At 64.4% G+C, this 23,659-nt stretch carries 20 protein-coding genes; 10 read left to right on the top strand and 10 right to left on the bottom strand.

Features of this window, described 5'->3' with window-relative positions; genetic code table 11:
- Positions 1-18: 18 nt before the first annotated feature.
- A complete protein-coding gene (locus ACT01B_RS13350) occupies positions 19-1,116 on the top strand; it encodes a glycoside hydrolase family 18 protein (RefSeq protein WP_445143742.1) in 1,098 nt (365 codons plus the stop codon).
- Positions 1,117-1,217: 101 nt separating this feature from the next.
- Here ACT01B_RS13350 and ACT01B_RS13345 read toward each other — a convergent pair whose 3' ends face one another.
- From ACT01B_RS13345 to ACT01B_RS13330, 4 genes are all read right to left on the bottom strand, one after another.
- Entirely contained in the window at positions 1,218-2,450 is a 1,233-nt protein-coding gene (locus ACT01B_RS13345; RefSeq protein ID WP_445143741.1) for a TraB/GumN family protein, read from the bottom strand.
- A 93-nt stretch (positions 2,451-2,543) separates the two neighbouring features.
- Positions 2,544-3,434 carry a carbon-nitrogen hydrolase gene (locus tag ACT01B_RS13340; protein WP_445143740.1) on the bottom strand — a complete coding sequence of 297 codons (891 nt, stop codon included), beginning with the start codon at positions 3,432-3,434 and terminating at the stop codon, positions 2,544-2,546.
- Positions 3,435-3,607: 173 nt separating this feature from the next.
- Positions 3,608-4,642 carry an agmatine deiminase family protein gene (locus ACT01B_RS13335; protein WP_445143739.1) on the bottom strand — a complete coding sequence of 345 codons (1,035 nt, stop codon included), beginning with the start codon at positions 4,640-4,642 and terminating at the stop codon, positions 3,608-3,610.
- A gap of 156 nt (positions 4,643-4,798) precedes the next feature.
- Positions 4,799-5,140, bottom strand: coding sequence for a hypothetical protein (locus tag ACT01B_RS13330; protein WP_445147483.1), 342 nt, complete (start codon positions 5,138-5,140; stop codon positions 4,799-4,801).
- Positions 5,141-5,357: 217 nt separating this feature from the next.
- Between ACT01B_RS13330 and ACT01B_RS13325 the strand changes: the two genes are divergently transcribed.
- The 4 genes from ACT01B_RS13325 to ACT01B_RS13310 all read left to right on the top strand — a co-directional run bounded on the left by ACT01B_RS13325 (position 5,358) and on the right by ACT01B_RS13310 (position 11,686).
- A complete protein-coding gene (locus ACT01B_RS13325; protein WP_445143738.1) occupies positions 5,358-7,268 on the top strand; it encodes an ABC-F family ATP-binding cassette domain-containing protein in 1,911 nt (636 codons plus the stop codon).
- Positions 7,269-7,276: 8 nt separating this feature from the next.
- Positions 7,277-8,197 carry a phosphoglycerate mutase gene (locus tag ACT01B_RS13320; RefSeq protein ID WP_445143737.1) on the top strand — a complete coding sequence of 307 codons (921 nt, stop codon included), beginning with the start codon at positions 7,277-7,279 and terminating at the stop codon, positions 8,195-8,197.
- Positions 8,194-9,909, top strand: coding sequence for a single-stranded-DNA-specific exonuclease RecJ (gene recJ / locus ACT01B_RS13315; RefSeq protein ID WP_445143736.1), 1,716 nt, complete (start codon positions 8,194-8,196; stop codon positions 9,907-9,909). The genes ACT01B_RS13320 and recJ overlap by 4 nt, the downstream gene beginning before the upstream one ends.
- A 100-nt stretch (positions 9,910-10,009) precedes the next feature.
- On the top strand, positions 10,010-11,686 hold the full coding sequence (locus ACT01B_RS13310; protein ID WP_445143735.1) for an amidohydrolase: 1,677 nt from the start codon (positions 10,010-10,012) through the stop codon (positions 11,684-11,686).
- Between the two features lie 55 nt (positions 11,687-11,741).
- Here ACT01B_RS13310 and ACT01B_RS13305 read toward each other — a convergent pair whose 3' ends face one another.
- Entirely contained in the window at positions 11,742-12,326 is a 585-nt protein-coding gene (locus ACT01B_RS13305; RefSeq protein ID WP_445143734.1) for an FMN-dependent NADH-azoreductase, read from the bottom strand.
- A gap of 114 nt (positions 12,327-12,440) precedes the next feature.
- On the opposite strand from ACT01B_RS13305, the gene ACT01B_RS13300 reads away from it, so the two are divergent.
- The 3 genes from ACT01B_RS13300 to ACT01B_RS13290 all read left to right on the top strand — a co-directional run bounded on the left by ACT01B_RS13300 (position 12,441) and on the right by ACT01B_RS13290 (position 15,696).
- The gene (locus ACT01B_RS13300) at positions 12,441-13,394 is read left to right on the top strand and encodes a LysR substrate-binding domain-containing protein (RefSeq protein WP_445143733.1); all 954 of its coding nucleotides are present in this window, start codon (positions 12,441-12,443) and stop codon (positions 13,392-13,394) included.
- A 365-nt stretch (positions 13,395-13,759) separates the two neighbouring features.
- A complete protein-coding gene (locus ACT01B_RS13295) occupies positions 13,760-14,905 on the top strand; it encodes a pyridoxal phosphate-dependent aminotransferase (RefSeq protein ID WP_445143732.1) in 1,146 nt (381 codons plus the stop codon).
- Positions 14,893-15,696, top strand: a complete 804-nt coding sequence (locus tag ACT01B_RS13290; protein ID WP_445143731.1) for an amidohydrolase — start codon at positions 14,893-14,895, stop codon at positions 15,694-15,696. The genes ACT01B_RS13295 and ACT01B_RS13290 overlap by 13 nt, the downstream gene beginning before the upstream one ends.
- A gap of 162 nt (positions 15,697-15,858) precedes the next feature.
- Here the strand turns inward: ACT01B_RS13290 and arsC are convergent, their stop codons facing one another.
- The 4 genes from arsC to ACT01B_RS13270 are packed head-to-tail and all read right to left on the bottom strand — an operon-like array spanning position 15,859 to position 19,618.
- Positions 15,859-16,206 (bottom strand): arsenate reductase (glutaredoxin), encoded by a 348-nt coding sequence (arsC, locus tag ACT01B_RS13285; RefSeq protein WP_445143730.1) that lies wholly within the window; start codon positions 16,204-16,206, stop codon positions 15,859-15,861.
- A gap of 14 nt (positions 16,207-16,220) precedes the next feature.
- Entirely contained in the window at positions 16,221-17,780 is a 1,560-nt protein-coding gene (locus tag ACT01B_RS13280; protein ID WP_445143729.1) for a pseudouridine synthase, read from the bottom strand.
- On the bottom strand, positions 17,777-18,652 hold the full coding sequence (gene scpB / locus ACT01B_RS13275) for an SMC-Scp complex subunit ScpB (RefSeq protein WP_445143728.1): 876 nt from the start codon (positions 18,650-18,652) through the stop codon (positions 17,777-17,779). Before scpB ends, ACT01B_RS13280 begins: the two co-directional genes overlap by 4 nt.
- Positions 18,653-18,712: 60 nt before the next feature.
- Positions 18,713-19,618 (bottom strand): segregation and condensation protein A, encoded by a 906-nt coding sequence (locus tag ACT01B_RS13270; protein ID WP_445143727.1) that lies wholly within the window; start codon positions 19,616-19,618, stop codon positions 18,713-18,715.
- Between the two features lie 507 nt (positions 19,619-20,125).
- On the opposite strand from ACT01B_RS13270, the gene dinB reads away from it, so the two are divergent.
- Positions 20,126-21,265 carry a DNA polymerase IV gene (gene dinB, locus ACT01B_RS13265; RefSeq protein ID WP_445143726.1) on the top strand — a complete coding sequence of 380 codons (1,140 nt, stop codon included), beginning with the start codon at positions 20,126-20,128 and terminating at the stop codon, positions 21,263-21,265.
- Between the two features lie 91 nt (positions 21,266-21,356).
- Positions 21,357-21,728, top strand: a complete 372-nt coding sequence (locus ACT01B_RS13260; RefSeq protein ID WP_266151387.1) for a PilZ domain-containing protein — start codon at positions 21,357-21,359, stop codon at positions 21,726-21,728.
- A gap of 73 nt (positions 21,729-21,801) precedes the next feature.
- Here ACT01B_RS13260 and ACT01B_RS13255 read toward each other — a convergent pair whose 3' ends face one another.
- Positions 21,802-23,490, bottom strand: a complete 1,689-nt coding sequence (locus ACT01B_RS13255; RefSeq protein WP_445143725.1) for an AMP-binding protein — start codon at positions 23,488-23,490, stop codon at positions 21,802-21,804.
- Positions 23,491-23,659 lie beyond the last annotated feature (169 nt).

Genomic DNA, 23,659 nt, shown 5'->3' with positions numbered 1-23,659 from the left:
GCGGTTCTGCAGGTACTCATGGTTGGCCTGGTGGGCGGATTTGCCACGTTCGCCGTGGCCACGGAAGCGCCGACGCATTACCGCATCGTCGGTTACGTGATGGATGCCAAGCCATTGCAGCCGGTGAGCGCCGACAAGCTCGACGTCATCAACTATGCCTTTGCCCAGCTCGATCCCAAGGGCAATGTGGTGTTTCCCAGCCCCATCGTTGAACAGACGCTGGCCACCTTCGTGGGCCTGCGCAAGATCAATCCGAAACTGAAAATCTTCGTTTCCATCGGTGGTTGGGGCGCTGACCATTTCTCCGACACGGCACTTACGGAAACCTCGCGTCAGCACATGGCCGACAGTGCCGCCGTGCTGGTCGAGAAATACGATGTCGACGGCATCGATCTCGACTGGGAATATCCCACGCTGCCCGGTGCCGGTATCGGTCATCGCCCCGAGGACAAGCGCAATTTCAGCTTGCTGCTGGAAGCCCTGCGCGCCCGCCTGGACAAGCTCGGTGCCGCGCACGGCGGCCGTCACTACCTGCTGTCGATTGCCGCAGCCGATGGCGAGTTTGTACAGGGCATCGAGCTGGAGCGCGTGGCGCGTTCGCTCGACTGGATCAACCTGATGACCTACGACTTCCACAACAGCCTGACGCCCACCACGGGACACCACGCCGGGCTGCATCTGTCGAAGCTGGCGCCGACGGACGATCGCGCCGGCGACAAGGCGGTCGAACAATTTCTGGCGGCTGCCGTGCCGGCGAAGAAGCTCAACCTGGGCGCGGCGTTCTATGGGCGCGCGTTCACCGGGGTGAATCCGCAAGACAACGGGTTGTATCAGAAGTACGACAAATACATGGGCGATCCGTCATGGCGCGAGCTGGTCGCTGACTACATCGACAAGCATGGCTACGTGCGCCATTGGGATGCCCAGGCCCAGGCACCGTACCTGTGGAATGCCGCCACGAAGACCTTTGTGAGCTATGAAGACCCGCAGTCGCTGCGCGCCAAGGCGGCCTTCATCAAGGCGAAGGGTCTCGGGGGCGTGATGTATTGGGAACAAAGCCTCGACAAGAACGAGGAACTGCTGGGTGTGCTGGATCAGTCCTTGAACAAGCCCTGATCTCTCACTGTGTCGACCCAGCGCGCCCACATCGTCATCCCAGCGAACGCTGGGATGACGGCACGGTCACTGGGTCCGGGCGTTCACACAGACGACGACAGTCAAAGCAGGCTCTTGAGGATATGAATGCCCGCGATGTACTCGCCGACGATGGTGCCGAGACTGACCAGGAAGAAATTGAGCAAGGTGCGCGCAACGCGGTTCTTCCACCAGCCGCGCCAGTGACCGATGTCGTCACGCAAGGTCTCGAAGTCGGCCACGCGCGGACGGCGGACCCAGGCTTCCACCATCGCGCTGATACCGCCCGAGGGAATGCCGGGGCGGAACGGTTTGATCGGCGCCGCAATAAACGCCGACAGCATGCTTAACGGGTGAGCCCCCGCGATCACCGCGCCGAGCAAGGCGAAGCCACCGGTGAGCAACACCCAGTCGCGCAGCGCCGCCGTGCCCAGCGCCGCGTCGCGATGGAACGCAAAGCCGATGGCGGCGAACACGGCCAACACCAGTGCGAGGGCGAGCCACTTCGGCCATTGCGCCTTGGCCGGCGTGCTGGCCAACTCGGCCGCTTCGGCGGTGGGATCGCCCTGCTGCGTGCGCAGCAGTTCGCACAGGCCTTTCAGGTGGCCTGCGCCAATCACCACCAGCACGCGGCGCCCCTCGCCAAAGCCTGAGCGTGCGGCCTGTTCGCGCAAACGGGCGGCCATATAGGCGTCACGTTCGGCGATGAGGCTGCGGAACAACGGCGCCGATTCGCTGGCGAATTCGCTGAAGGCGCTCTCCAGCATGTCGCCCTGCTTGAGCTTCTCGATTTCGGTTTCCTCGATCGCTTCGCGTTCGAACACGCTGGCGATCAAGCCGCCGAGCAGGCCAAAGCGCTGCCAGAAGCCAACGCTATGCCAGGCGCGGCGCAAGGTGGTGCCGACCTCGCGGTCCACCAGCCACAACGGCAGTGCGCGCTGCTCGGCGCCGTCCATCGCCGCCTTCATCTCGGCGCCCGGCTGGATCCCGTACTGCTCGGCCAGGCGCTTCTGGAACGAGGACAACACCAAGCTGGCGGCGACCATGCCGGCCTTGCCCTGGCGTATCACCTGGAACAGATCCATTTGCTTGAACGCGTCCGGATCACGCATGCCCTGGGCGCGGCTGTCACACAGCTCCACCGCGACGGCGTCGAAACGCTCGTGGGCGAGCAGGGCGTCAACCGCCTCGACACTGGCGCGCGAGACGTGCGCGGTGCCCAGCACGACGTATTCCACGCCATCGCGAGTGACCCGCTCGATGGGCTGGTCGCGCAGTATGGGCGGGAGGGAGTCGGCGATATCAGTCACGGTCATGCGCGGCGTCGATCTGGCAGGGGAACTCCCTGCATGGGGTTGGCCGGGGCATGGCACAAGCCATGCCACCGGATCACGGGCAAGGGGTCAGGGTCAGTCTCGGAACCGCTTGAGCAGATCGCCATAGGCGTCGATGCGGCGGTCACGCAGGAACGGCCAGATACGTCGTACGTGCTCGCTACGGGCCATGTCCACGTCCACTACCAGTAGTTCACGCCCGTCGGTACCTGCCTGGGCCAGGAATTCGCCCTGCGGACCGGCCACAAAGCTGGTGCCCCAGAACTGGATGCCCCGGCCCACACCCGACACATCGGCTTCATAGCCGGTGCGGTTGCAGGACAGCAGCGGGAGACCGTTGGCCACGGCGTGGCCACGCTGCACGGTGACCCAGGCGTCGCGCTGGCGATCCTTTTCACCCTGGTCGTCCTGCGGGTCCCAGCCGATGGCGGTGGGATAGAGCAGCAGGTCGGCGCCGGCTAGCGCCATCAGGCGCGCGGCTTCCGGATACCACTGGTCCCAGCACACCAGCACGCCGAGACGACCCACCGAGGTGTCGATGGGATCGAACCCCAGATCGCCAGGAGTGAAGTAGAACTTTTCGTAGAACGCCGGATCGTCCGGGATATGCATCTTGCGGTACTTGCCGGCGATCGCTGCCGAACGGTCAAACACCACCGCGGTGTTGTGATAAAGCCCGGTGGCGCGCTTCTCGAACAGCGAGGCGACCACGACCAGCTTCAGCTCCTCGGCCAGCTTGCCGATGCGCGCAGTGCTGTGGCCGGGAATGGTTTCGGCCAGATCGAACTCGTCCACCGACTCGTGCTGACAGAAGTACGGCCCGTTGTGCAGCTCCTGCAACAGCACCAGTTCGGCGCCGGCGGCCGCGGCTTCACGCAGGCCTGCTTCGATGGCGTCGAGGTTGGCGTCGCGGCTGCCACGGTGGGTTTCCTGCAACAGGGCGACTTTCAGGGTCTTGCGGGTCATGGGCGAGCTTCCGGCGTGCTTCCTGGGGTGGGTCTGCCGACAAAGGCAGACCGCGCATTCTAATGGATACGACCTGCCGGCACCGTGCGTGCCGGTAGGGATGGCTTCGTTATATGGGCCTGTCCGGTGCCGGTTTCCAGCACATGCCACCGGCTTTTTGCTGATCTCTTCGATCAGACGATGCCGGCGGGCAGCTGCATGGTGATGCAGTGCAGACTGCCGTTTTGCCAGATCAAGGGACGGCAAGGTACCTGCACGATCTCGCGCTCGGGATGCGCTTCGCCAATGATGCGGGCGGCTTCATCGTCGACCAGGTCGCCGTACGCAGGCACCAGCACCGCGCCGTTGACGATCAGGTAGTTCGCGTATGACGCGGCTAGACGACGGCCCTCGTCGAGGATCGGTCGCGCCCAGGGCAGCGGATAGAGCTGATAGGGACGGCCGTCCGGCGTGCGCAGGGCTGCCAGTTCCTCGCCCATGCGCTTGAGTTCGTCGTGATGCGGATCGCTGACGTCGTCGCAGGCCTGGTAGACAATGCGCTCGCCGGGGGCGAAACGCGCCAGCGTATCGATATGGGCGTCTGTATCGTCGCCTTCGAGATAGCCGTAGTCGAGCCACAGCACGCGCCGCGCATGCAGGCTCTCGCTGAGGATCTTGCTCATCTCTTCGCGCGACTGCTCCGGATGGCGCTGGACCAAGCAGCGCCAGGTGGTCAGCACGGTGCCGACGCCATCGCTTTCGATGCCGCCGCCTTCCAGCGCCCAGTCGATGCGCTTGTGCGCCGCCTTGCCGAACACGCCTTCTTCCACCAGGCCGGCGATCAACGCGTCATCCTGTTCAGCACCAAACTTGCCACCCCAGCCGGTGAAGCGGAAATCGGTGAGCTGGAACGCGCCATCGTCGGTTTTCAGCGTGATCGGGCCAGAATCGCGCAGCCAGGTGTCGTCGTAAGGCAGCTCCACCAAGCGGATCTGCGACAGGTCCACGCCTTCGCCGGCCAGTAGCGATTGCACGCGCAGGCGCAGCTCGTTGTCCGCCACCACGATGATCAGCGGCTGGAAGCGGGTGACCGCGGCGGCCAGCGCCACATAGGTCGTCTCCACTTCGGCCAGGCGTTCGGCCCAATCGGTGTCCGCATGCGGCCAGGCGATGAGTACGGCCGATTGCGGCTCCCATTCCGCCGGTAGACGTAGGCTAGGGTCAATCATCGAGTCGTTCTCTTGCATCGGGGACAGCGCCCAGCCACGGGGGCGGGGCGCGCGGGATGCGAAGTGTAGTCGATGCGGCGTGGAGAGGGCTCTCAAGGCTCCAGAAACGACAGTGCGGCCCGTGTCATCACAGGCCGCACTGCTTGAATCCTGGGATCACTTGACCGAGGCAGGATTGGTGTTGTTGCCCGCCGGCGTATTGAGCACCGCATGGATCACGTGGCTCTGTTCGAAGTACACGATGAAATTGGCGTAGTCCCAGCGGTTGATCACCGGCTGTCGAGCGTTGGCACCGCCGCGCGGATCAAGCTTGCGCTGCGGAGCGCCGAACTTCTGTTCGACCTGGGCCATGCTCATGCCGCGGGTGGGCAGGTTCATGCCCTGTTCCTGCTGCACGCGATTGACGAGCAGGCTGTCCTGGCTGGCCTGGGCGGGCGCGGATGCGCCGGCCGCGGTCAACAGCGCGATCATGGACAGGCTGATGCTGAACTTGCTGATTACGTACTTGTTCACGGGTCCCCTCTCCGCGCAAGGCGATGCCGCGTCGTTGTAGCAGAACTACCCGGGCTATTCCATGCGAATCTGCGGTGAATGCGATGGGGTGGGCAAATGAGTGGGTCCGATCTTGCCGTTATGAGACGTCGAACGTGCTCCGGGCCCCGGTATGATGGGCGGCTGCGGGCGGCAGGACGCCCGGTCCGGATAAGCTCTTTCTATGATTTCCTTTCGTCGCTTCGCCCTCCGCCGTGGCAGCCGCTTGCTGCTTTCCGATATCGACCTGGTGATCCAGAGTGGATGGCGGTTGGGTGTGGTGGGCCGCAATGGCTGCGGCAAGTCCAGTCTGTTCGCCGCCCTGCAGGGCAAGGTCGATGCCGATACGGGCGACCTGGATATCCCGTCCAAGCTGCGCATGGCCTCAGTGGCGCAGGAGACGCCCGCGCTGCCCGATCCGGCGATTGAATATGTGATGGGCGGCGACGAGGAGCTGGCCATCGCGCTGCGTGACGAACTCGACGCCGATGCGCGCGGCGACACCGAAGCCATGGCGCGGGCCCACCATCGCATCGAAGAGTTGAACGGCTACGACGCGCGTGCACGTGCGGGCCGGCTCTTGCATGGCCTCGGTTTTTCAGCGGATACCCACGAGACGCCGGTGCAGGAATTCTCCGGTGGCTGGCGCGTGCGCCTCAATTTGGCGCGCGCCCTGATGGCGCCGTCCGAACTGCTGCTGCTCGACGAGCCCACCAACCATCTCGATCTCGATGCCGTGCTGTGGCTGGAAGAATGGCTGCGCCGCTATCAGGGCACCCTGCTGGTGATCTCGCATGACCGCGAGTTCCTAGACGGCGTGATTACCCACACCCTGCATTTGAACGACGGTCGCGCCAAGCTCTACACCGGCAACTACAGCGCCTTCGAGCGTCTGCGCGCGGAGCAGTTGCGCCAGCAGCAGATTGCGCATGAGCGCGAGCAGGCCGAGCGTGCACATCTGCAATCGTTTGTGGACCGCTTCAAGGCCAAGGCGAGCAAGGCCAAGCAGGCGCAGTCGCGCGTGAAGCGACTGGAGAAGCTGGCCGGCACCGAGGCCGTGCGTGCGGAGCGAGGGTTCCGCTTCCAGTTCGCCGTGCCCGATCGTCTGCCCGATTCGATGCTGCAACTGGAAGAGATCGAGGCCGGCTATCCGGGTGAGGACGGCGCGCCGCCGACGGCGATCCTGCACAACCTGCGTTTCCGTCTCGAAGCGGGCGAGCGTATCGGTCTGCTCGGTCCGAACGGCGCGGGTAAGTCCACCCTGGTGAAAACCCTGGTCGGTGAACTCGAGCCGTTGGCGGGCGAGCGCAAGGCGCACAAGGACCTGAAGATCGGCTACTTCGCCCAGCACACGGTGGAAAGTCTGCAGGAGGGCTTCTCGCCGTTTGACCATCTGCAGGAAAAGGCGCCGGGTGTGAGTGCACAGGCGATCCGCGATTTCCTGGGTACCTGGAATTTCGCGGGAGACCGTGCGTTCGAATCGGTGGATGGCTTCTCCGGTGGCGAGCGTGCGCGACTGGCGTTGGCTCTGATTGCCTGGGACAAGCCCAATTTGCTGCTACTCGACGAGCCCACCAACCATCTCGACCTCGACATGCGCGAAGCGCTGGCCGATGCACTGGCGGACTTCGATGGCGCCCTGGTGCTGGTGTCGCACGATCGCCATCTGCTCGGCCTGGTATGCGACAGCTTCTTGCGTGTGGCCGATGGCGTAGCGGAGAGCTTCGACGGCGACCTGGACGACTACGCGCGTTGGTTGCGCAGCCGTGGCGCCACCAGCAAGAAGAACAAAAAGAAAGAAGCTGAAGCCAAGCCGGTGGCTCGCGTCGAATCACCCGAGGAGATTCGTCAGCGCGCTGCCGCCCTGCGCGAGAGCGAGAAAGTGGCGCGCCAGCGCGTCAAGAAGATCGAGACGCGCGTGGCCACCATCGAGGGCGAGCTGGGCACGTTGGAAGCCAAATTGGCCGATCCGGCCACCTACAACGGACCGACGACGGAGATGATGCGCCTGAGCCAGCGCCAGGCCGAGTTGCGCGGCGAGAAGGAAACCCTGGAAGGCGAGTGGCTGAAGCTGTACGAACAGTTGGAGGCATGAGTCAGCCCATGAACGCTCCCGGGCCGAATCCGCTGGAACTGTGGCTGCCCGACCTGGGGCGTTTCGATCCACGCCATCCCGTGCACGCGCTATTGCGCAAGGCGGATCGCCTGGCATACGGGGCCAAGGGTTATCTGGCAGGGCTTGCCGAGCGTTTCGTGGTTCCCGGTGGCCTGCCGGCAGCGGCCTTGACGCGTGAACTGATGGCCGGCGATGCGGCCGACGCCAACTGGCTGTGCGCCGACCCTGCCTGGGTGCAGCCGGATCTCAACGGTGTTCGCCTGCTCGCCTGCGGACAGATGCAACTGAGCATGGAAGAGGCCCAGGCGTTCGCCAGGCCGTTGAAGCCGGTGTTCGGTGATGCAGGCATGATCCTCGAAGTCTCATCGCCCGATCATTGGCACCTGCGCCTGCCAACCGACGCACCGCTGCCGACGTTCGCCGCACCCGAACAAGCACTGGGCGAGGATCTGTTCGAACACCTGCCGCAAGGTGCTGACGGGCGTCGATGGCGCGTGCTTATCAATGAAGTGCAGGTGCTGTTGCATCAGCACCCGCTCAATGCGGAGCGTCGCGCGCGCGGCATGTCGCCGATCAACAGCCTGTGGCTGTGGGGCGGCGGGCGCTTGCCCCATGTGGTGCGGACCAAGCTGACCGGCGTGATTGGCGATGACGTGTTGCTCGGCGCACTGGCCAAGCGTGCCGGTGTCGCGGCCATCGTGCGCTCTGCATCGACCGTCGAAGCGGCTGCGCCGGGCTGGATGATCGATCTGCAGGATCTTCCGGTGGACGATATCGCCACGACCTGGTGGCCCAGCGTGCAGGCGCTTGCTCAGCGCCAACCGTTGCAACTGAGCTTCGCCAGTGGCGAGCGTTGGTTATCTCGTCCATGGCACCGCATGCGCTTCTGGCGTGGGAGTGGTCTGTGAGGGTGGTCAGCCTGCGCCGACGCGTGCCGCGGGGTGTGCCCCATGGCTGGAGCGCGACCGTGCATCCGGTCCTGCAACAGGTCTACGCCGCGCGCGGTGTGCTGTGCCCGGAACACGCCGAATATCGACTGGCGCGCTTGCTCTCCCCGGAGAAGCTGGGTGGCCTTGAACGGGCGGTAGCGCTGTTGATCGAGGCGATACGCGGCGACTGGTCGATTCTTATCGCCGGCGATTACGACTGCGATGGCGCCACGGGCACGGCGGTTGCGGTCCGCGGCTTGCGCATGCTGGGTGCCCGTCGCGTCGACTACGCCGTACCGAATCGTTTCATCCACGGCTATGGGCTCAGCACGGCGCTGGTCGAATCGTTGCAGCCCAAGCCGCAGCTGATCGTCACCGTGGACAACGGCGTGGCGAGCGTGGCCGGTGTGGCGCTGGCGCAGCAGCAGGGCATCCGCGTCATCGTGACGGATCATCACCTGCCGGGCGAGCGGTTGCCGGCCGCCGACGCCATGGTCAATCCCAATCTTGCTGGCGACGCATTTCCCAGCAAGGCACTCGCTGGCGTGGGTGTGATGTTTTATCTGTTGCTCGCCTTGCGCGCGGCATTGCGCGAGCAGGGCGACTTCGCGCCGGGTAAGGATCCTGATTTATCGGTGCTGCTCGACCTGGTCGCCGTTGGCACCGTGGCGGATCTGGTACCGCTGGATTTCAACAACCGCGTACTGGTCGAAGCGGGCCTCAAGCGCATTCGTAGCGGTCGTGCTTGTGCAGGTGTGGTTGCCCTGGTGGAGGCGAGCAAGCGCAGCGTTGCGACGCTATGCGCCAGCGATCTGGGCTATGCCATCGGGCCACGCCTGAATGCGGCCGGCCGGCTGGAAGACATGCGCCTGGGCGTCGAGTGCCTGTTGACCGACGATGTGTCACAGGCACACCACTATGCGGAGTTGCTGAGCTCGATCAATCAGGAACGCCGCGAGCTGCAGGCCACCATGGTGGCCGAGGCCGAAGTGATGGTGGGGCACGCCGCCGACACCGATGCCGTCGGCGTGGCACTGTTCGAACCGAGCTGGCATGCCGGCGTCGTCGGCCTGGTAGCGTCGAAGCTGAAAGAGCGCCTGCACCGGCCCGTGATCGCTTTTGCGCCCGCCAGCGAGGACGCTGCCGATGAGCTGCGTGGGTCGGCGCGCTCCATCGCCGGTTTCCATATACGCGACGCGCTGGCGATGATTGATGCGCGTCATCCGGGCCTGATCGAGCGCTTTGGCGGGCATGCGATGGCGGCGGGCTTGAGCCTCAAAACCGTCGACTACCCGCGCTTCGCCGCCGCATTCGACGCGATTGCGCGCGAATGGCTGGACCAGGACCAGCTTCAGGCCGTGCAGCTTTCCGATGGCGAGTTGCCGCCGGGTGCGGCCACGCTGGAGCTGGCGCATCAGCTGCGTGCCGCGGGCCCGTGGGGGCAGGCGTTTCCGGAGCCGGTGTTCGATAACGTGTTCGAATGCGCGAGCTGGCGCCTGATGGGCGAGCGTCATTGGCGCCTGAGTCTGCGCGATCCACGCGATGGCTCCGTGCATGACGCGGTGATGTTCAATGCCTACGAAGGCTCGCCGCCGCCGGTGTCGTTGCGCGCGGTCTACGAACTGGTGATCAATGACTGGCAGGGGTGCGAGAGTCCGCGTCTGTTGTTGCGGCATATTGAGGCTTTGTAGGCACCGGCATGCCCTAGTGCTGGCTCGTTGTTGCACGGCCGCTTGTCTGAATCGCGTGGGCTAGGCAAAGTCGCCAGACGTCTCGTCAGGGAATCTACCCATGCGCTTGTCGCTTCGTTGCTCCTGGATCGCCTTGTTGGCCTTGGCCGCCCTGCCGCTGCAGGCCGCGACCTTGCTGGTCAACGCGCATATTCACACCATGGACCCCGCGCAGCCTGAAGCCACCGCGTTGGCCTGGGGCAGTGACGGCCGCCTGCTTGCCGTGGGCGAGGTGAGTGATCTGCAGCAGCGCTATCCCGATGCTGGCAAGGTCGATGCGAAGGGAGCCACGGTCATCCCGGGCCTGATTGACGCCCACGGTCACATGCTGGGCCTTGGGGTGACGCACATCCAGGTGGATCTGGTGGGCACCAGCTCCAAGGCGCAGATCCTGGATCGCCTCAAGGCCTTTGCAACAAACTTGCCCAAGGACGCCTGGCTGGTGGGGCGTGGCTGGGACCAGAACCACTGGGCCGGCAAGCAGTTTCCCACGGCGGCGGATCTGGACGCGCTCTTTCCCGATCGGCCGGTCTATCTGGAACGCATCGATGGCCACGCCGTATGGGTCAACTCGGCGGCGATGAAGCTGGCGACGAAGTCGCTCGATGGCGACTGGCAGCCCGAAGGCGGTCGCATTCTGCGCGTAGGTCAGAAAGCCAGCGGCGTGCTGGTGGACGGTGCGCAGCACCTGGTTGGCGATGCCATGCCACGGCTGACTCACGAACAGACGCGCGACGCCTACAAGGCGGCCTTCGCGGACGCCGTGGCCGCCGGCTTGACGGGCGTGCACGATCCCGGTGTCAGCCTCGACGACTTCAAGGTGCTGCAGGAAATGGCCGCGGCGCACGAGATTCCGCTACGGCTCTACGAGATGGCCGACGGCAACCATGCCGCACTCGACTGGCTCTGCACCCAAGGAGGTCATTGGGCGGATGCCGGCGGTCGTTTGCAGATGCGCACCGTGAAGCTCTACATGGACGGCGCGCTTGGCAGTCGTGGCGCGGCCTTGCTGGCTGACTACAACGACGATCACGGTAACCGCGGCATCCTAGTGACCTCACCCGATGCGTATCGCAGCGCCGTCGACAAGGCGCATCGCTGCCACGTGCAGGTGGCGACGCATGCCATCGGCGACCGTGGCAACCGCATGGTGCTCGATACGTATCAGGCCGTGCTGGGTGACGATGCGAAGAGCGACCATCGCTGGCGCGTTGAACATGCGCAGATCGTTGCACTCGACGATATCCCGCGTTTCGCCCAACTGCGGCTGATCGCCTCGATGCAGCCGACCCATGCGACGTCCGACATGCCGTGGGCCGAGCAGCGTCTCGGTGCCGAACGTCTGAAAGGTGCCTACGCGTGGCAACGTTTCATCCATGACAACGTGCCGCTGGCGTTCGGCTCGGACTTCCCCGTGGAGCACGTCAACCCGATGTTGGGCATCTATGCCGCCGTCACCCGGCAGGATCTCAAGGGGCAGCCGCCCGCTGGATGGCTGCCGGATCAGCGCGTCAGCCGGCTTCAGGCACTGGCCGGTTTTACCCGCGGGGCGGCCTATGCGAGTTACATGGAAAACGAGGTGGGCATGCTCAAGCCGGGCATGCGCGCGGACTTCGTTTTGCTGGATGGCGACCCGCTGACGGTGGTGCCACGGCAGATTGCCGATCTGAAGCCGCTGAGCACCTGGGTGGATGGCAAGGCGGTTTATCAAGCGGAAAAGACCAACGCCGCGCAGTGACGCGCGGCGTTTCCTTGGCTTTTTCCTCTCCCCTGCGGGGAGAGGAAGCAGGAGCTTACGCAGCCTTGCGGGCAACCACACCGATCGAGGCATGAGCCGACTTCACCGATTCAGCCTTGTTGTCCTCGCTGATCGCCACGCCTTCGGCGCGCACGAACTCGAGGTCGGTCACGCCGAGGAAGCCGAACAGGGCGCGCAGGTAGGTTTCCTGGAAGTCCATCGATACGGCGGCGCTGCCTTCGCTATAAATGCCGCCGCGGGTCGAGGCGACGATCACGCGCTTGCCGCCGGCCAGGCCTTCCGGACCGTTCGGGCCGTAGCGGAACGACTTGCCCGCCACGGTGATGCGATCGATCCAGGCCTTGAGCTGGCTCGGGATCGAGAAGTTGTACATCGGCGCACCGATGACCACCACGTCGGCGGCGAGGAACTCATCCATCATCTGGGCGCCGAGCACGGCGGCCGGATCACTGGCGTCGGAGACCGGGGTCCAGTGCGGCAGCGGGTGAGCCACCAGGTCGTGGTAGACCACCTCCGTGCCGGGCTGGCTGCGGGTGAGTTCGGCTACGATGGCCGCGGTCAGACCACGTGATACAGAGTGGCTACCCAGGGCGCTGGCGTCGAGATGCAACAGTTTCATGGCGTTTCCTCAGTGACGGGCCGGGTTGACCGGCGACGGAGCCAAGGTACATTCGCGACAATTGGCTGATAAGTCCGGTAAAGTCGAACGTATTGTTCTATCAAGGAAACGGTGATGACGGTGTTGGATGGCGCCCTGCAGGACCTCAACGACCTGTATTTCTTCGCCGCCGTGGTCGAACACGGTGGTTTCTCCTCAGCAGGGCGAGCCTTGGGCATCCCCAAATCCCGGCTAAGCAAGCGTATTGCCCAGCTTGAAGAGCGCCTCGGCGTGCGCCTGCTACAACGGACCACCCGCCGCTTCGTGGTGACCGAGGTTGGCGAGCGCTTCTATGGCCACTGCCGCGCCGTGCTGGAAGAGGCAAGGGCGGCACAGGATGCGGTGGACGAATTGCGTACCGAACCCCGCGGTGTGGTGCGTGTGAGTTGCCCGGTATCCCTGGTGCAAACGGTGTTGGGACACGTCCTGCCCGAGTTCCTGGCGCAGCACCCCAAGATGCAGGTCCGCCTGCAGGCCACCGACCGCCGCGTCGATGTGATCGGCGAAGGTTTCGACGTGGCTATCCGCGTGCGCAGCAAGCTCGATACCGACGCCACCCTGGTAATGCGCACGTTCGGCCAGTCGCGCGTGTTGGCGGTGGCCAGCCCCGATCTGCTAAAGCAATACGGCCGCCCGCAGGTTCCCTCGGACTTGTCCAAGCTACCGGCCCTGACCAATCACGAGCACGAAGGCGCACACAGCTGGGAGCTGCTCGACGCCCAGGGTGAGCGGGTCGTCGTCGATATCCAGCCGCGTCTGATCTGCGGCGACTTTGCCGCGCTGCTGGAATGCGCCAAGCGCGGTATCGGTGCGACCCTGCTCCCCGAGTTTGTTTGCGGACCGGGGGTGGCGCGTGGCGAGCTGGAAGTGGTGCTGCCCGATTGGAGCGCGCCGCAAGGGACCATGCACTTTGTCTATCCCAGTCGCCGTGGCCTGTTGCCCGGCGTGCGCGCTTTCGTGGATTTTCTGGCCGAAAAATTGCCCGATACCGTGCGCCAGAAGCACGCGGAGTGCAGCAAGTACGTTTAAGGCAACGCTGAATAAGTATCGCCGTCGCCATGATGTCTGGAAGGCCCGCAGGGTGTGTCGTAGGGCGCCGGGAAGACTGGCCGTCTTGCCAAGCCGTACGGCGCAGCCTGCGGGCCTTCCAGACATCACCCCATCAATGATATTTAGTCGGTGGGGCCGGCCCTGTCTGCCCGCATCTCTTCGGGGCGCCGACTCGACAGACAGCCAGTCTGCCGTCGTCGTCGCCCCTGTGATCTGCGCGCAGACAGGGCCGGTGGCGACGGCGATACTTATTCAGCGTTGCCTTAACCACGGCCCGCCACGGGGCTCGTGTTAGCATCAGCGTTTGGCCATCCATACACTCTAGCCATCCAGACATCCGAGTCATGCAGATCGATACCAAGCTTCCGAAAGTGGGTACCACCATCTTCAGCGTCATGAGTCATCTGGCGATGGAGCACAAAGCCGTCAACCTTGGGCAGGGCTTTCCGGATTTCGAGCCGCCGCAGCCGCTGCGCGACGCGATTACCCGGGCCATGGGCGAGGGCCGCAATCAATATGCGCCGGGCATCGGCCTGCCGACGCTGCGCGAACAGATCGCGCTCAAGACCGAGCGCATGTATGGTCGAAAGATCAGTGCCGACAGCGACATCACCGTGACGTCGGGCGCCACCGAGGCGCTGTTCGCCGCCATTGCCGCAGTCGTGCGGGCAGGCGACGAAGTGATCGTGTTCGATCCGGCCTATGACAGCTACGAGCCGGCGATCGAATTACAGGGCGCGCGTTCGGTGCATATCCCACTGGTCGCCCCGACCTTCGCGGTCGACTGGCAGCGCGTGCGTGATGCGGTGACGCCAAAGACGCGCATGATCCTGATCAACAGCCCGCATAACCCGACGGGCGCGGTGTTGTCGTCCGCCGACCTGGAACAGCTTGCGGATATCGTGCGCAACACCGAGATCGTGGTGTTGTCCGACGAGGTCTACGAGCACATCGTGTACGACGGCGCCCAGCACGAGAGCGTGTTGCGTCATCCGGAGCTGGCCGAGCGCAGCTTCGTGGTGTCGTCGTTCGGCAAGACCTATCACTGCACCGGCTGGAAACTCGGCTATGCGGTGGCGCCCAAGGCGCTGTCGGCGGAATTCCGCAAGGTGCATCAATACCTCACGTTCTGCACGTTCCATCCGGCCCAGGTCGCGTTTGCCGAGTTCATGGCGAGCACGCCGGAGCATTACCTGGAACTGCCCGCGTTCTACCAGGTCAAGCGCGATCGTTTCCGCGCACTGATCAAGCCGTCGCGGCTGACGTTGCTCGACGTCCCAGGCGGCTATTTCCAGTTGGTGGACTACTCGGCCATCAGCAACAAGGATGACGTCGCTTTTAGCGAGTGGCTGGTCAAGGAAGGCGGTGTGGCGGCGATTCCGTTGACGCCGTTCTACGAGACCGCGCCGGGCACCCATCTGTTGCGTCTGTGCTTTGCCAAGAGCGATGCCACCATGGAAGCCGCCGCGGAGCGTCTATGCAAACTTTGAGAGTCAGCCTGGTACAGGGCGCAACGCGTTGGCATGACGCGCCGGCCAATCGCGCCTACTACGGTGAGCTGGTGCGGCGGGTGGCGGGACAGACCGACCTGGTCGTGCTGCCGGAAACGTTCATGTCAGGCTTCAGCAACGACATCCGCGCCAGCGCCGAGACGATGGAAGGCGAAGGTGTGGCGTGGATGCGTGCCTTGGCGTCCGAGGTCGGCGCCGTGTTGTGTGGCAGTCTCGCCATCCTCGAGGGCGAGACCGTGTACAACCGCCTGATCTGGGCGCGGCCCGACGGCAGCTACGCGCAGTACGACAAGCGCCATCTGTTCCGCATGGCCGGTGAGCACACGCGTTACGGTGGCGGCAACGAGCGGCTCATCGTCGAGCTGAAAGGCTGGCGCATCCTGCCGCAGGTTTGCTACGACCTGCGTTTTCCCGTGTGGCTGCGCAATGGTCGCCGCGCCGAGGCCACCGGTGGCATGGACTACGACCTCGCGCTGTTCGTGGCGAACTGGCCGGCGCCGCGGCGGCAGCCATGGCGCACGCTGTTGCGCGCACGAGCGATCGAGAATCTCAGCTACGTGGTGGGACTCAATCGCGTGGGCGTGGATGGCAACGAGCTGCCTTATGCCGGTGACAGCGCGGTGATCGATCCTGTCGGCGAGCCGCTGGTCGAGCTCGGATCACAAGAGCAAGTGGTGACGGTCACGGTCGATCCCGCGCCGCTGCTCGCGCATCGCGAGCGATTCCCTGCATGGATGGACGCCGATCGATTCACGCTCGAAGTGAGCTGAAGATCCGTCGCGCGACTCCCTCTGGCGTCCGCCATAGAGCGCTTGTGGAATGGTGATGCGCTGCGATGCGGCCTAGCATCTGCACGGCGCGGGTGAAACAGGGGAGTAGGCACGAAGGCCGCTGAGGGGCGGCCTTCGTCGGTTCTTGCTCGAAGCTGCGCGCTAGAGAATCGCCAGCACGGCTTCCGGTGGCCGTCCGATCGCGGCCTTGCCGTTCGCCACCACGATGGGCCGCTCAATCAGCCGCGGGTGACTGGCCAGCGCTGCGATCAGCGTGGTGTCATCGAGCGAGGGGTCATCCAGACCCAGCTCGCTGTATTCCGGCTCACCCTTGCGCATCAATTCACGCGGTGTCATGCCGAGCATGTCCAGCAACTGCATCAGCTCAGCCGAGCTGGGCGGTGTGTCGAGGTAGTTGACCACCTCGCACACCTGGCCTTGCGCCTCGAGTAGCGCCAAGGTTTCGCGCGACTTCGAGCAGCGGTTGTTGTGGTAGATGCGTACCGTCATGAGCGGGACTTGGCTCAGCGGTTGCCGCCGCGGTTACCACCGCGATTGCCACCACCGCCGCCGCCACCGCCATGCGGACGTCCGCCACCGCCACCGTGCGGACGCGGGCCACCACCGCCACCGCCTTGGGGGCGACTGCCACCGCGCGATTGCGGACGGCCGCCTTGTCCTTGTCCTTGGCCTTGGCCTGGACGGGCACCCGGCTTGCCGCCGCGATTGCCGCCTGCATTGCCGGTACCACTGCCGCCATAAGGACTGTTGCCGCGTCCTTCGGCCGTGTTGCGGGTGCCACCAAACGACCGGCCGCCTTCAGCGGGGCGTGCACCGTACGGCTTGTTGCCGCCTTCGGCCGAGCGAGCGCCGAAGGGCTTGCCGCCGCCAGGACCGCGACGGTTGCCGGCGCCTGCACCCGGGCCGGCCGGGCCGCCGCTGCGGCCACCTTCACGGCTCTCGCCAGCGAACCAAGTGCGCACCGACGGCAGCTCCTGGCCAGGTGCAACGCCACGCCTGCTCTTGTTGCGCTGCATGGTGTTGCCCGAGCGCTCGGGACGCGCAACGTTGCCGTCCACTTCCCTGCCACCCGGACGAGGACGCTGCTTGCCGCGCGTGGGTTCCTCGCGAATACGGTCGTAGGCGCGCAGCTCGCGGGCCTCGTCCTGATGGCCGGAGCTGTAGCCGCTGCTGGCGCCGCGCTCGGGGCGATACTCGGTGACGTTGCGCGGTGCGCGACGCTGATGCAGCACCGGGCTCAAGGTGAGCACCGGCTGCGGTGCGCCCAGACCGGTGGTCCTGCGCAGCTCCTTGACCGATTCTTCGCCCAGCGCCTCGCAATCACCGCGACGCAAGGCGCGCGGTAATTCGATGCTGCCGTAGCGGATACGCTTGAGGCGGCTGACCAGGAAGCCCTGGGAATCCCACAGGCGACGCACTTCGCGGTTGCGGCCTTCGCGGATCACCACGCGGAACCAGCTATGGCTGCCGCCACGACTGATCACGGCGATCTCGTCGAAGCGGGCAGGGCCGTCGTCCAGCTCCACGCCGGCTTTCAGCTTCTCGATCATTTCATCGGGCACTTCGCCGTGGACGCGGCAGAGGTACTCGCGCTCGAGCCCGCTCTTGGGATGCATCAGCGCGTTGGCCAACTCACCGTCGGTGGTGAGCAACAGCAGGCCGGTGGTATTGATGTCCAGCCGGCCCACGGCGACCCAGCGCGCGCCCTTCAGGCGCGGCAGCTGTTCGAACACGGTGGGACGGCCTTCGGGATCCTCACGCGTGGTCACCACGCCTTCGGGCTTGTGATAGACCAGCACTTCGGTCTCGTCACGGTTGTCGGTGGCGACGATGAACTGCTTGCCGTCCAGCACCACGCGGTCGCCGGCATGTACGCCGGCGCCAATGGTGGCGGGTGCGCCATTCAATTCAACTTCACCAGCCTGGATGCGCTGCTCGAGCATGCGACGCGAGCCGAGGCCGGCATTGGCCAGCACTTTGTGCAGGCGCTCTTCCAGCGCGGGGGCGGCGTCTTCGCGCGGGGTGCGCTTAAGGGTCAAAACGGATTTCTGCGGCGCAGTCATGCGCGGTACTCCTCAGTGTCTTGCGTGGCGTCGCCGTGGTCGGCGTCCGCGCGGGTCGCTGCCTCGTCGGCAGTGTCTGTCGTTGATTCGGCGTGCGTGGCAGCGCCGGGTTCGGAGGGTGCGCTGGCAACTTCAAACGTCAGCGCTTGTTCTTCGGAAGGTGCTTCGGTAACGGCGGGCTTCTGGGCCAGCTCGCTATCGGTGGGCTCGGATGGTTCGTCGGTGATAGCTTCGGCTTCTTCGCCGGCCACTACCAGCGGTTCGTTTTCTTCGTCCGGATCGATCGGCAGGTCGCGCACGATGCGGGCGGGAAGCGGATTCTGGTCGATCCGCATCTGCGGGTCTTCCATGTCGCGGATTTCCGACAGCGGCGGCAGTTCGTCCAGCGATTTGAGGTTGAAGTAGTCGAGGAAGGCCCGAGTGGTGCCAAACAGTGCCGGCTTGCCGGGAACGTCCCGGTAGCCGACCACGCGGATCCATTCGCGCTCTTCCATGGTCTTGATGATGCTGGAGGACACCACCACGCCGCGAATCTGTTCGATCTCCGGGCGGGTGATTGGCTGGCGGTAGGCGATCAGGGCCAGCGTTTCCAGCAGGGCGCGCGAATAGCGGCTCGGCCGTTCCGTCCACATCTTCGAGAGCCACTGATGCATGTCCTGGCGGACCTGATAGCGGAAGCCGGACGCGACCTCGTGCAGTTCCACGCCGCGACCCGTGCAGTCTTCAGCCAACGCTTCCAGCGCCTTGGCTACGTCGTCGCGACCGACCTCGTCCTCCTCGCCGAACAACTCCAGCAACTGGGGGATGGTCATGGGCTGCGTTGTCGCCAGCAGCGCCGCCTCGATAATGGGTTTGAGTTGCTCGATCTGCATGGTTAGAGCATGGCTCTCAGTTCGGATGCGGATTCATGGGTACCGGCTCATTGCTGCCACCTATTCGGCAGCGGCTGCCGGTTCGTCGGCGATGTCTTCGACGGGCTCCTCGGCGCGTCCCGTCTTGGCTCTTACGTAAATCGGGGCCAGCGCCTCTTCCTGCACAATCTCTACCAGCATCTCCTTGGCCAGCTCCAGCATGGCCAGGAAGGTCACCACCACGCCCAGGCGTCCCTCGTTCACGTCGAACAGTGTCTCGAAGCGCTGGAACGTGTGGTCGTCCAGCCGAGCCAGCAGTTCGCCCATGCGCTGGCGGACACTTAGCGCCTCGCGCTTGATGGCGTGGTGCCCGAACAGCTCGGCGCGGTGCATCACGTCCTTCAGCGCCAGCAGCATTTCCTTCAGATCGAGCGGTGGCGGCAGCTTGATCACGTTGCGCTCGCCCACATCGGCGTGCGCCGTCGCGAAATCGCGCTCCATACGGGGCAGCTCGTCGATGTCCGCCGCTGCCCGCTTGAATCGTTCGTACTCCTGCAACCGCCTGACCAGCTCGGCCCGAGGGTCTTCCTCCAGGCCTTCCTCGGCCGGTGGCCGCGGCAGCAACAGCCGCGATTTGATTTCGGCGAGAATGGCCGCCATCAGCAGGTACTCGGCGGCCAGCTCCAGGCGCATCACGTCGCGCATCATATCGATGTAGTCCATGTACTGCCGGGTGATCTCGGCGACAGGGATATCGAGAATGTCCAGGTTCTGCCGGCGGATCAGATACAGCAAAAGATCCAGCGGCCCTTCGAACGATTCGAGAATGACCTCGAGCGCGTCCGGCGGGATGTACAGATCCTGCGGCATCTGCAACATCGGTTCGCCGCGCACGATGGCCAGCGGCATTTCCTGCTGTTGCGGTACCGACGCAAACGCGTCTTGCGGTGCTGTGACCGCCTGAGGCTCGGTTGGCTCAGTACTCATCAATACATGTCGTTTGGCCGCCCGTGACGGCTTGCGTTGCGTTCAACACGTTATAGGAAACGTTCTGTTCCATCGGCATTCGTTCGACGAATGTCCCCGCCCAGATCGCGGCCACTGGCTGGCAATCCTTTCAAGCTTTCTTGCGCGATGCCTAGCCGGTGCGCTTCGCGCCACCGTCACGGGCATGCATGATGAAATCGCGCCATTCGCGTTTCGACCAGGCTGACCGTAAGCGACCTTTGAGCGACTCTGGCGCGTAAGGATCACGGCAAAGACGCAAGCCAGAACGTGACGAAACCCGCGTCACTGGCGATTCAATAGGTCGGCTGAGTGCATCGGGATGGGGGCCGTTGCGGTCGATCTTGGCCGATCGTGCGGCGCACCCGTGGACCTATGCGAGACCAAGATTAGCCGCTGTAAGCCCGCAAGTCCAGTACACCTGCGGCTCGTCCAGCGTCAAAATAGCACGGCATGCCGACGACCCAACGCGCAATCATTCATGTTGATATGGACGCCTTCTACGCGGCGGTGGAGCAGCTTGACCGTCCGGAGCTGCGCGGCGTCCCGGTGATCGTCGCTGGCCTGGGGCCGCGTGGGGTCGTGTCCACCTGCAGCTATGAAGCCCGCCGTTTTGGCGTGCGTTCGGCCATGCCCACGGCACAGGCGCGCCGGTTGTGCCCCGATGGCATCTATGTGCGGCCCCGCCTGGACCGCTACGAGGCGATCTCGGATCAAATCTTCGAAATCTTCCACGAGACAACGCCGATGGTCGAAGGACTGTCGCTGGACGAGGCGTTTCTAGATGTGAGCGCCAGCCTGCGGCTGCTGGGGCCGATCGAGGTGATCGCGCGTCGCATCAAGGGAGCGATCCTGGAACGCACCCGCTTGGTGGCTTCGGTAGGCATGGGGCCGAACAAGTTGCTAGCTAAGCTGGCGAGTGAACTGTCCAAGCCCGACGGCTTCCAGCGTATTTCTTTCGATCGGGCCGCATCTGAGCTCGCGCCATTGGCGGTCGGACGCTTGTGGACCGTCGGTCGAGTGACTGAGCAGGTGCTGCATCGCCTGGGTATCCAGACCATCGGCGAATTGGCAGCATGTGACACGGCGCGTCTTGCCAGTGCGCTGGGGCGTCAGGCCGCATCGCTGCAGGCGCTGGCGCGAGGGGAGGACGACCGTTGCGTACAGCCCGAGCAAGCCGAACAATCCATGGGTTCCGAACACACCTTCGATACCGATTTGATCGATAAGGTGCTGGCCGAATCGTGGTTGCTGCGACAGTGTGAGCGTATTGCCGCGCGTGCGCGGGTGCGCGGACTGCGAGGGCGCACGGTCACCTTGAAACTCCGTGAGCCGCCGTTTGTCACACATACTCGCCAGGCCCAGCTGCATGCGCCGAGCGCGTCTGCCGGCGAGATCTATGATGTGGCACGACGCTTGCTAGAGATTTGGTGGCAGATGCAATCGAGACCGCGCCTGCGCCTTTTGGGTGTCAGCCTGTCCGGCTTTGCGGAGCAGCGGCAGGGCGACATGTTCGGCGCGACGTCGAAAGGGCGCGTGACGGACGAGGTGCAGGACCGCGTCAATTTGCGTTTCGGTTCGGGCAGTCTGGTGCGCGCTGGGGTGTTGCGGGCGCGCAAGCACGATTGAAGTAGTAGCGGAACGCTCCACATCGAGATGGTGGGGGTGTTTTCAGGAAACAGCACCACGATGTGCGTGGTGAGGGGAGAGGACACCAGGTATGAGTAGAGCGGAAGACAACGCCAGGAACGGCTCCGATCCGGAGCAGTTACGACCGGCGCGCATGCGTATCGAAACCACGGTACTGATGAGCCGTGTCGACGAATCGCATCCGACCGAACTGGTGGACATCTCCGCGACTGGGGTCCTGCTGCGTCGGCCGCTCGGCTGGCATGGCGAGATCGGCCAAAGCTGGATCCTGGACATGATTTTCGGCCACGACCTGCATATTCACCTGGAAGCCCAGGTGGCACGCGTGTCGGAGCGCCACCTGGGCTTTGCCTATACGCGCATCCCTGAGGACAAGCAGGTGCCGTTGTGGAACTTGCTGGGCGGCTACGCTGACATCCTGGAGCTGTGGAACGAAGAGTGAGCCCCCTGGCGGGAGCTCCCAAATGAAAACGCCCGCCAAAAGGCGGGCGTTTGCTTTCCAAATACGCTAAAGGTCAGCTGTGCGCGGTGGCGGGCTGCTTCTCGTCACGCAGTTCACGCCGCAGGATCTTGCCCACGTTGCTCTTGGGCAGCGAGTCGCGGAACTCGATGATCTTGGGGCGCTTGTAGCCGGTCAGATTCTCGCGGCAGAACTGCTTGAGCTCCTCGACGGTCAGATTCGGGTCCTTGCGCACCACGAACAGTTTGACCACCTCGCCGGAGTGCTCGTCGGGTATGCCGACGGCTGCGACCTCGGCGACGCCCGGGTGCTGCATGACGATGTCCTCGACCTCATTCGGATACACATTGAAGCCGGACACCAGGATCATGTCCTTCTTGCGGTCGACGATATAGAAGTAGCCGTTCTCGTCCATGCGCGCGATGTCGCCGGTGTGCAGCCAGCCATCGGCCCCGAGCACCTTGGCGGTTTCGTCCGCACGTTGCCAGTAACCCTTCATCACCTGCGGGCCGCGCACCATCAGTTCGCCCACTTCGCCCTGCGGCAGCGGCTGGCCTTCCTCGGACCAGATGGCGACGTCGGTGGACGAAATGGGCAGGCCGATCGAGGCGTTATACGCCTTGAGGTCCAGCGGATTCATGCACGCCGCCGGCGAGGTTTCGGTGAGGCCATAGGCCTCCACCAGCGTGACCCCCGTGACCTTCTTCCAGCGCTCGGCCACGGCTCGCTGCACCGCCATGCCGCCGCCCAGGGACAGGTGCAGGCGGGAGAAATCCAGCTCGCTGAAACCCGGCGTATTGAGCAGGCCGTTGAACAGCGTGTTGACGCCGGTGATGGCGGTGAAGCCTGACTGCTTCAGCTCCTTGACGAAGCCGGGCATATCGCGCGGATTGGTGATCAGCCAGTTCAAACCGCCCAGGCGCAGGAAGACCAGGCCGTTCGCGGTCAGCGAGAAGATGTGATACAGCGGCAAGGCGGTAATGATCACCTCCTCGCCCAGCTTGGTGTTGCTGCCGACCCAGGCACCCGCCTGCAGCATGTTGGCGACCATGTTGCCGTGCGTGAGCATGGCGCCCTTGGCCACGCCCGTGGTACCGCCGGTGTACTGCAGGAAGGCGATGTCGTCGTGGCCCAGTTCCACCTTGGGCAACGGATGCTTGGCGCCGCGTGCCAGCGCGTCATCGAAACGCACCGCGTGCGGCAGCTCGAACGGCGGCACCATCTTCTTGATGTGCTTGAGCGCGAAGTTGATCAGCACACCCTTGAGGCCCAGCAGATCGCCGATGCCGGTGGTGACGATGTGCTTCACTTCGGTCTCGGCAACGACCAGCTGCAAGGTGGCAACGAAGTTGTCGAGCACCACGATGGCCTGGGCGCCGGCGTCCTCAAGCTGATGCTTGAGTTCGCGCGCGGTGTACATCGGATTCGTGTTGACCACCACCAGGCCTGCGCGCAGCGCGCCGAACAAGGCGATCGGGTACTGCAAGACATTAGGCATCATGATCGCGATGCGATCGCCCTTGCCGAGCTTGAGCTCGCCGGTGAGGTAGCCGGCGAACTGGCGGCTCATCTCGTCGACCTGGGCGTAGGTGATCTGCTTGCCGAAGTTGGCGAAGGCAGGACGGTCACGAAACCGCTCGAACGCTTCTTCCATCACCGCTGCCACGGAGGCGTATTGATTGACGTCGATTTGCGCGGGGACGCCTTCCGGGTAATGGGCCAGCCACGGACGCTCAATGCTCATGTTGGATCCAAAGCTCCTGTATTGACCTGCCTGCTGCTTACCGAGGTACGGTACTGGTCAGATATTGAAGAGTCCGGCCACGGATGGCCGGTTTGTCTTTGCCTGCCCGGATGGCAGGCATAACGAATGACGAGGCATTGGAGCATACGCCCGCGTATAGCAGCAAGCC

The organism is Dyella sp. Tek66A03 (genome assembly GCF_052567735.1).
The sequence above is the reverse complement of the archived record's forward strand: the minus strand, read 5'-3'. Positions and strand labels throughout refer to the sequence as shown.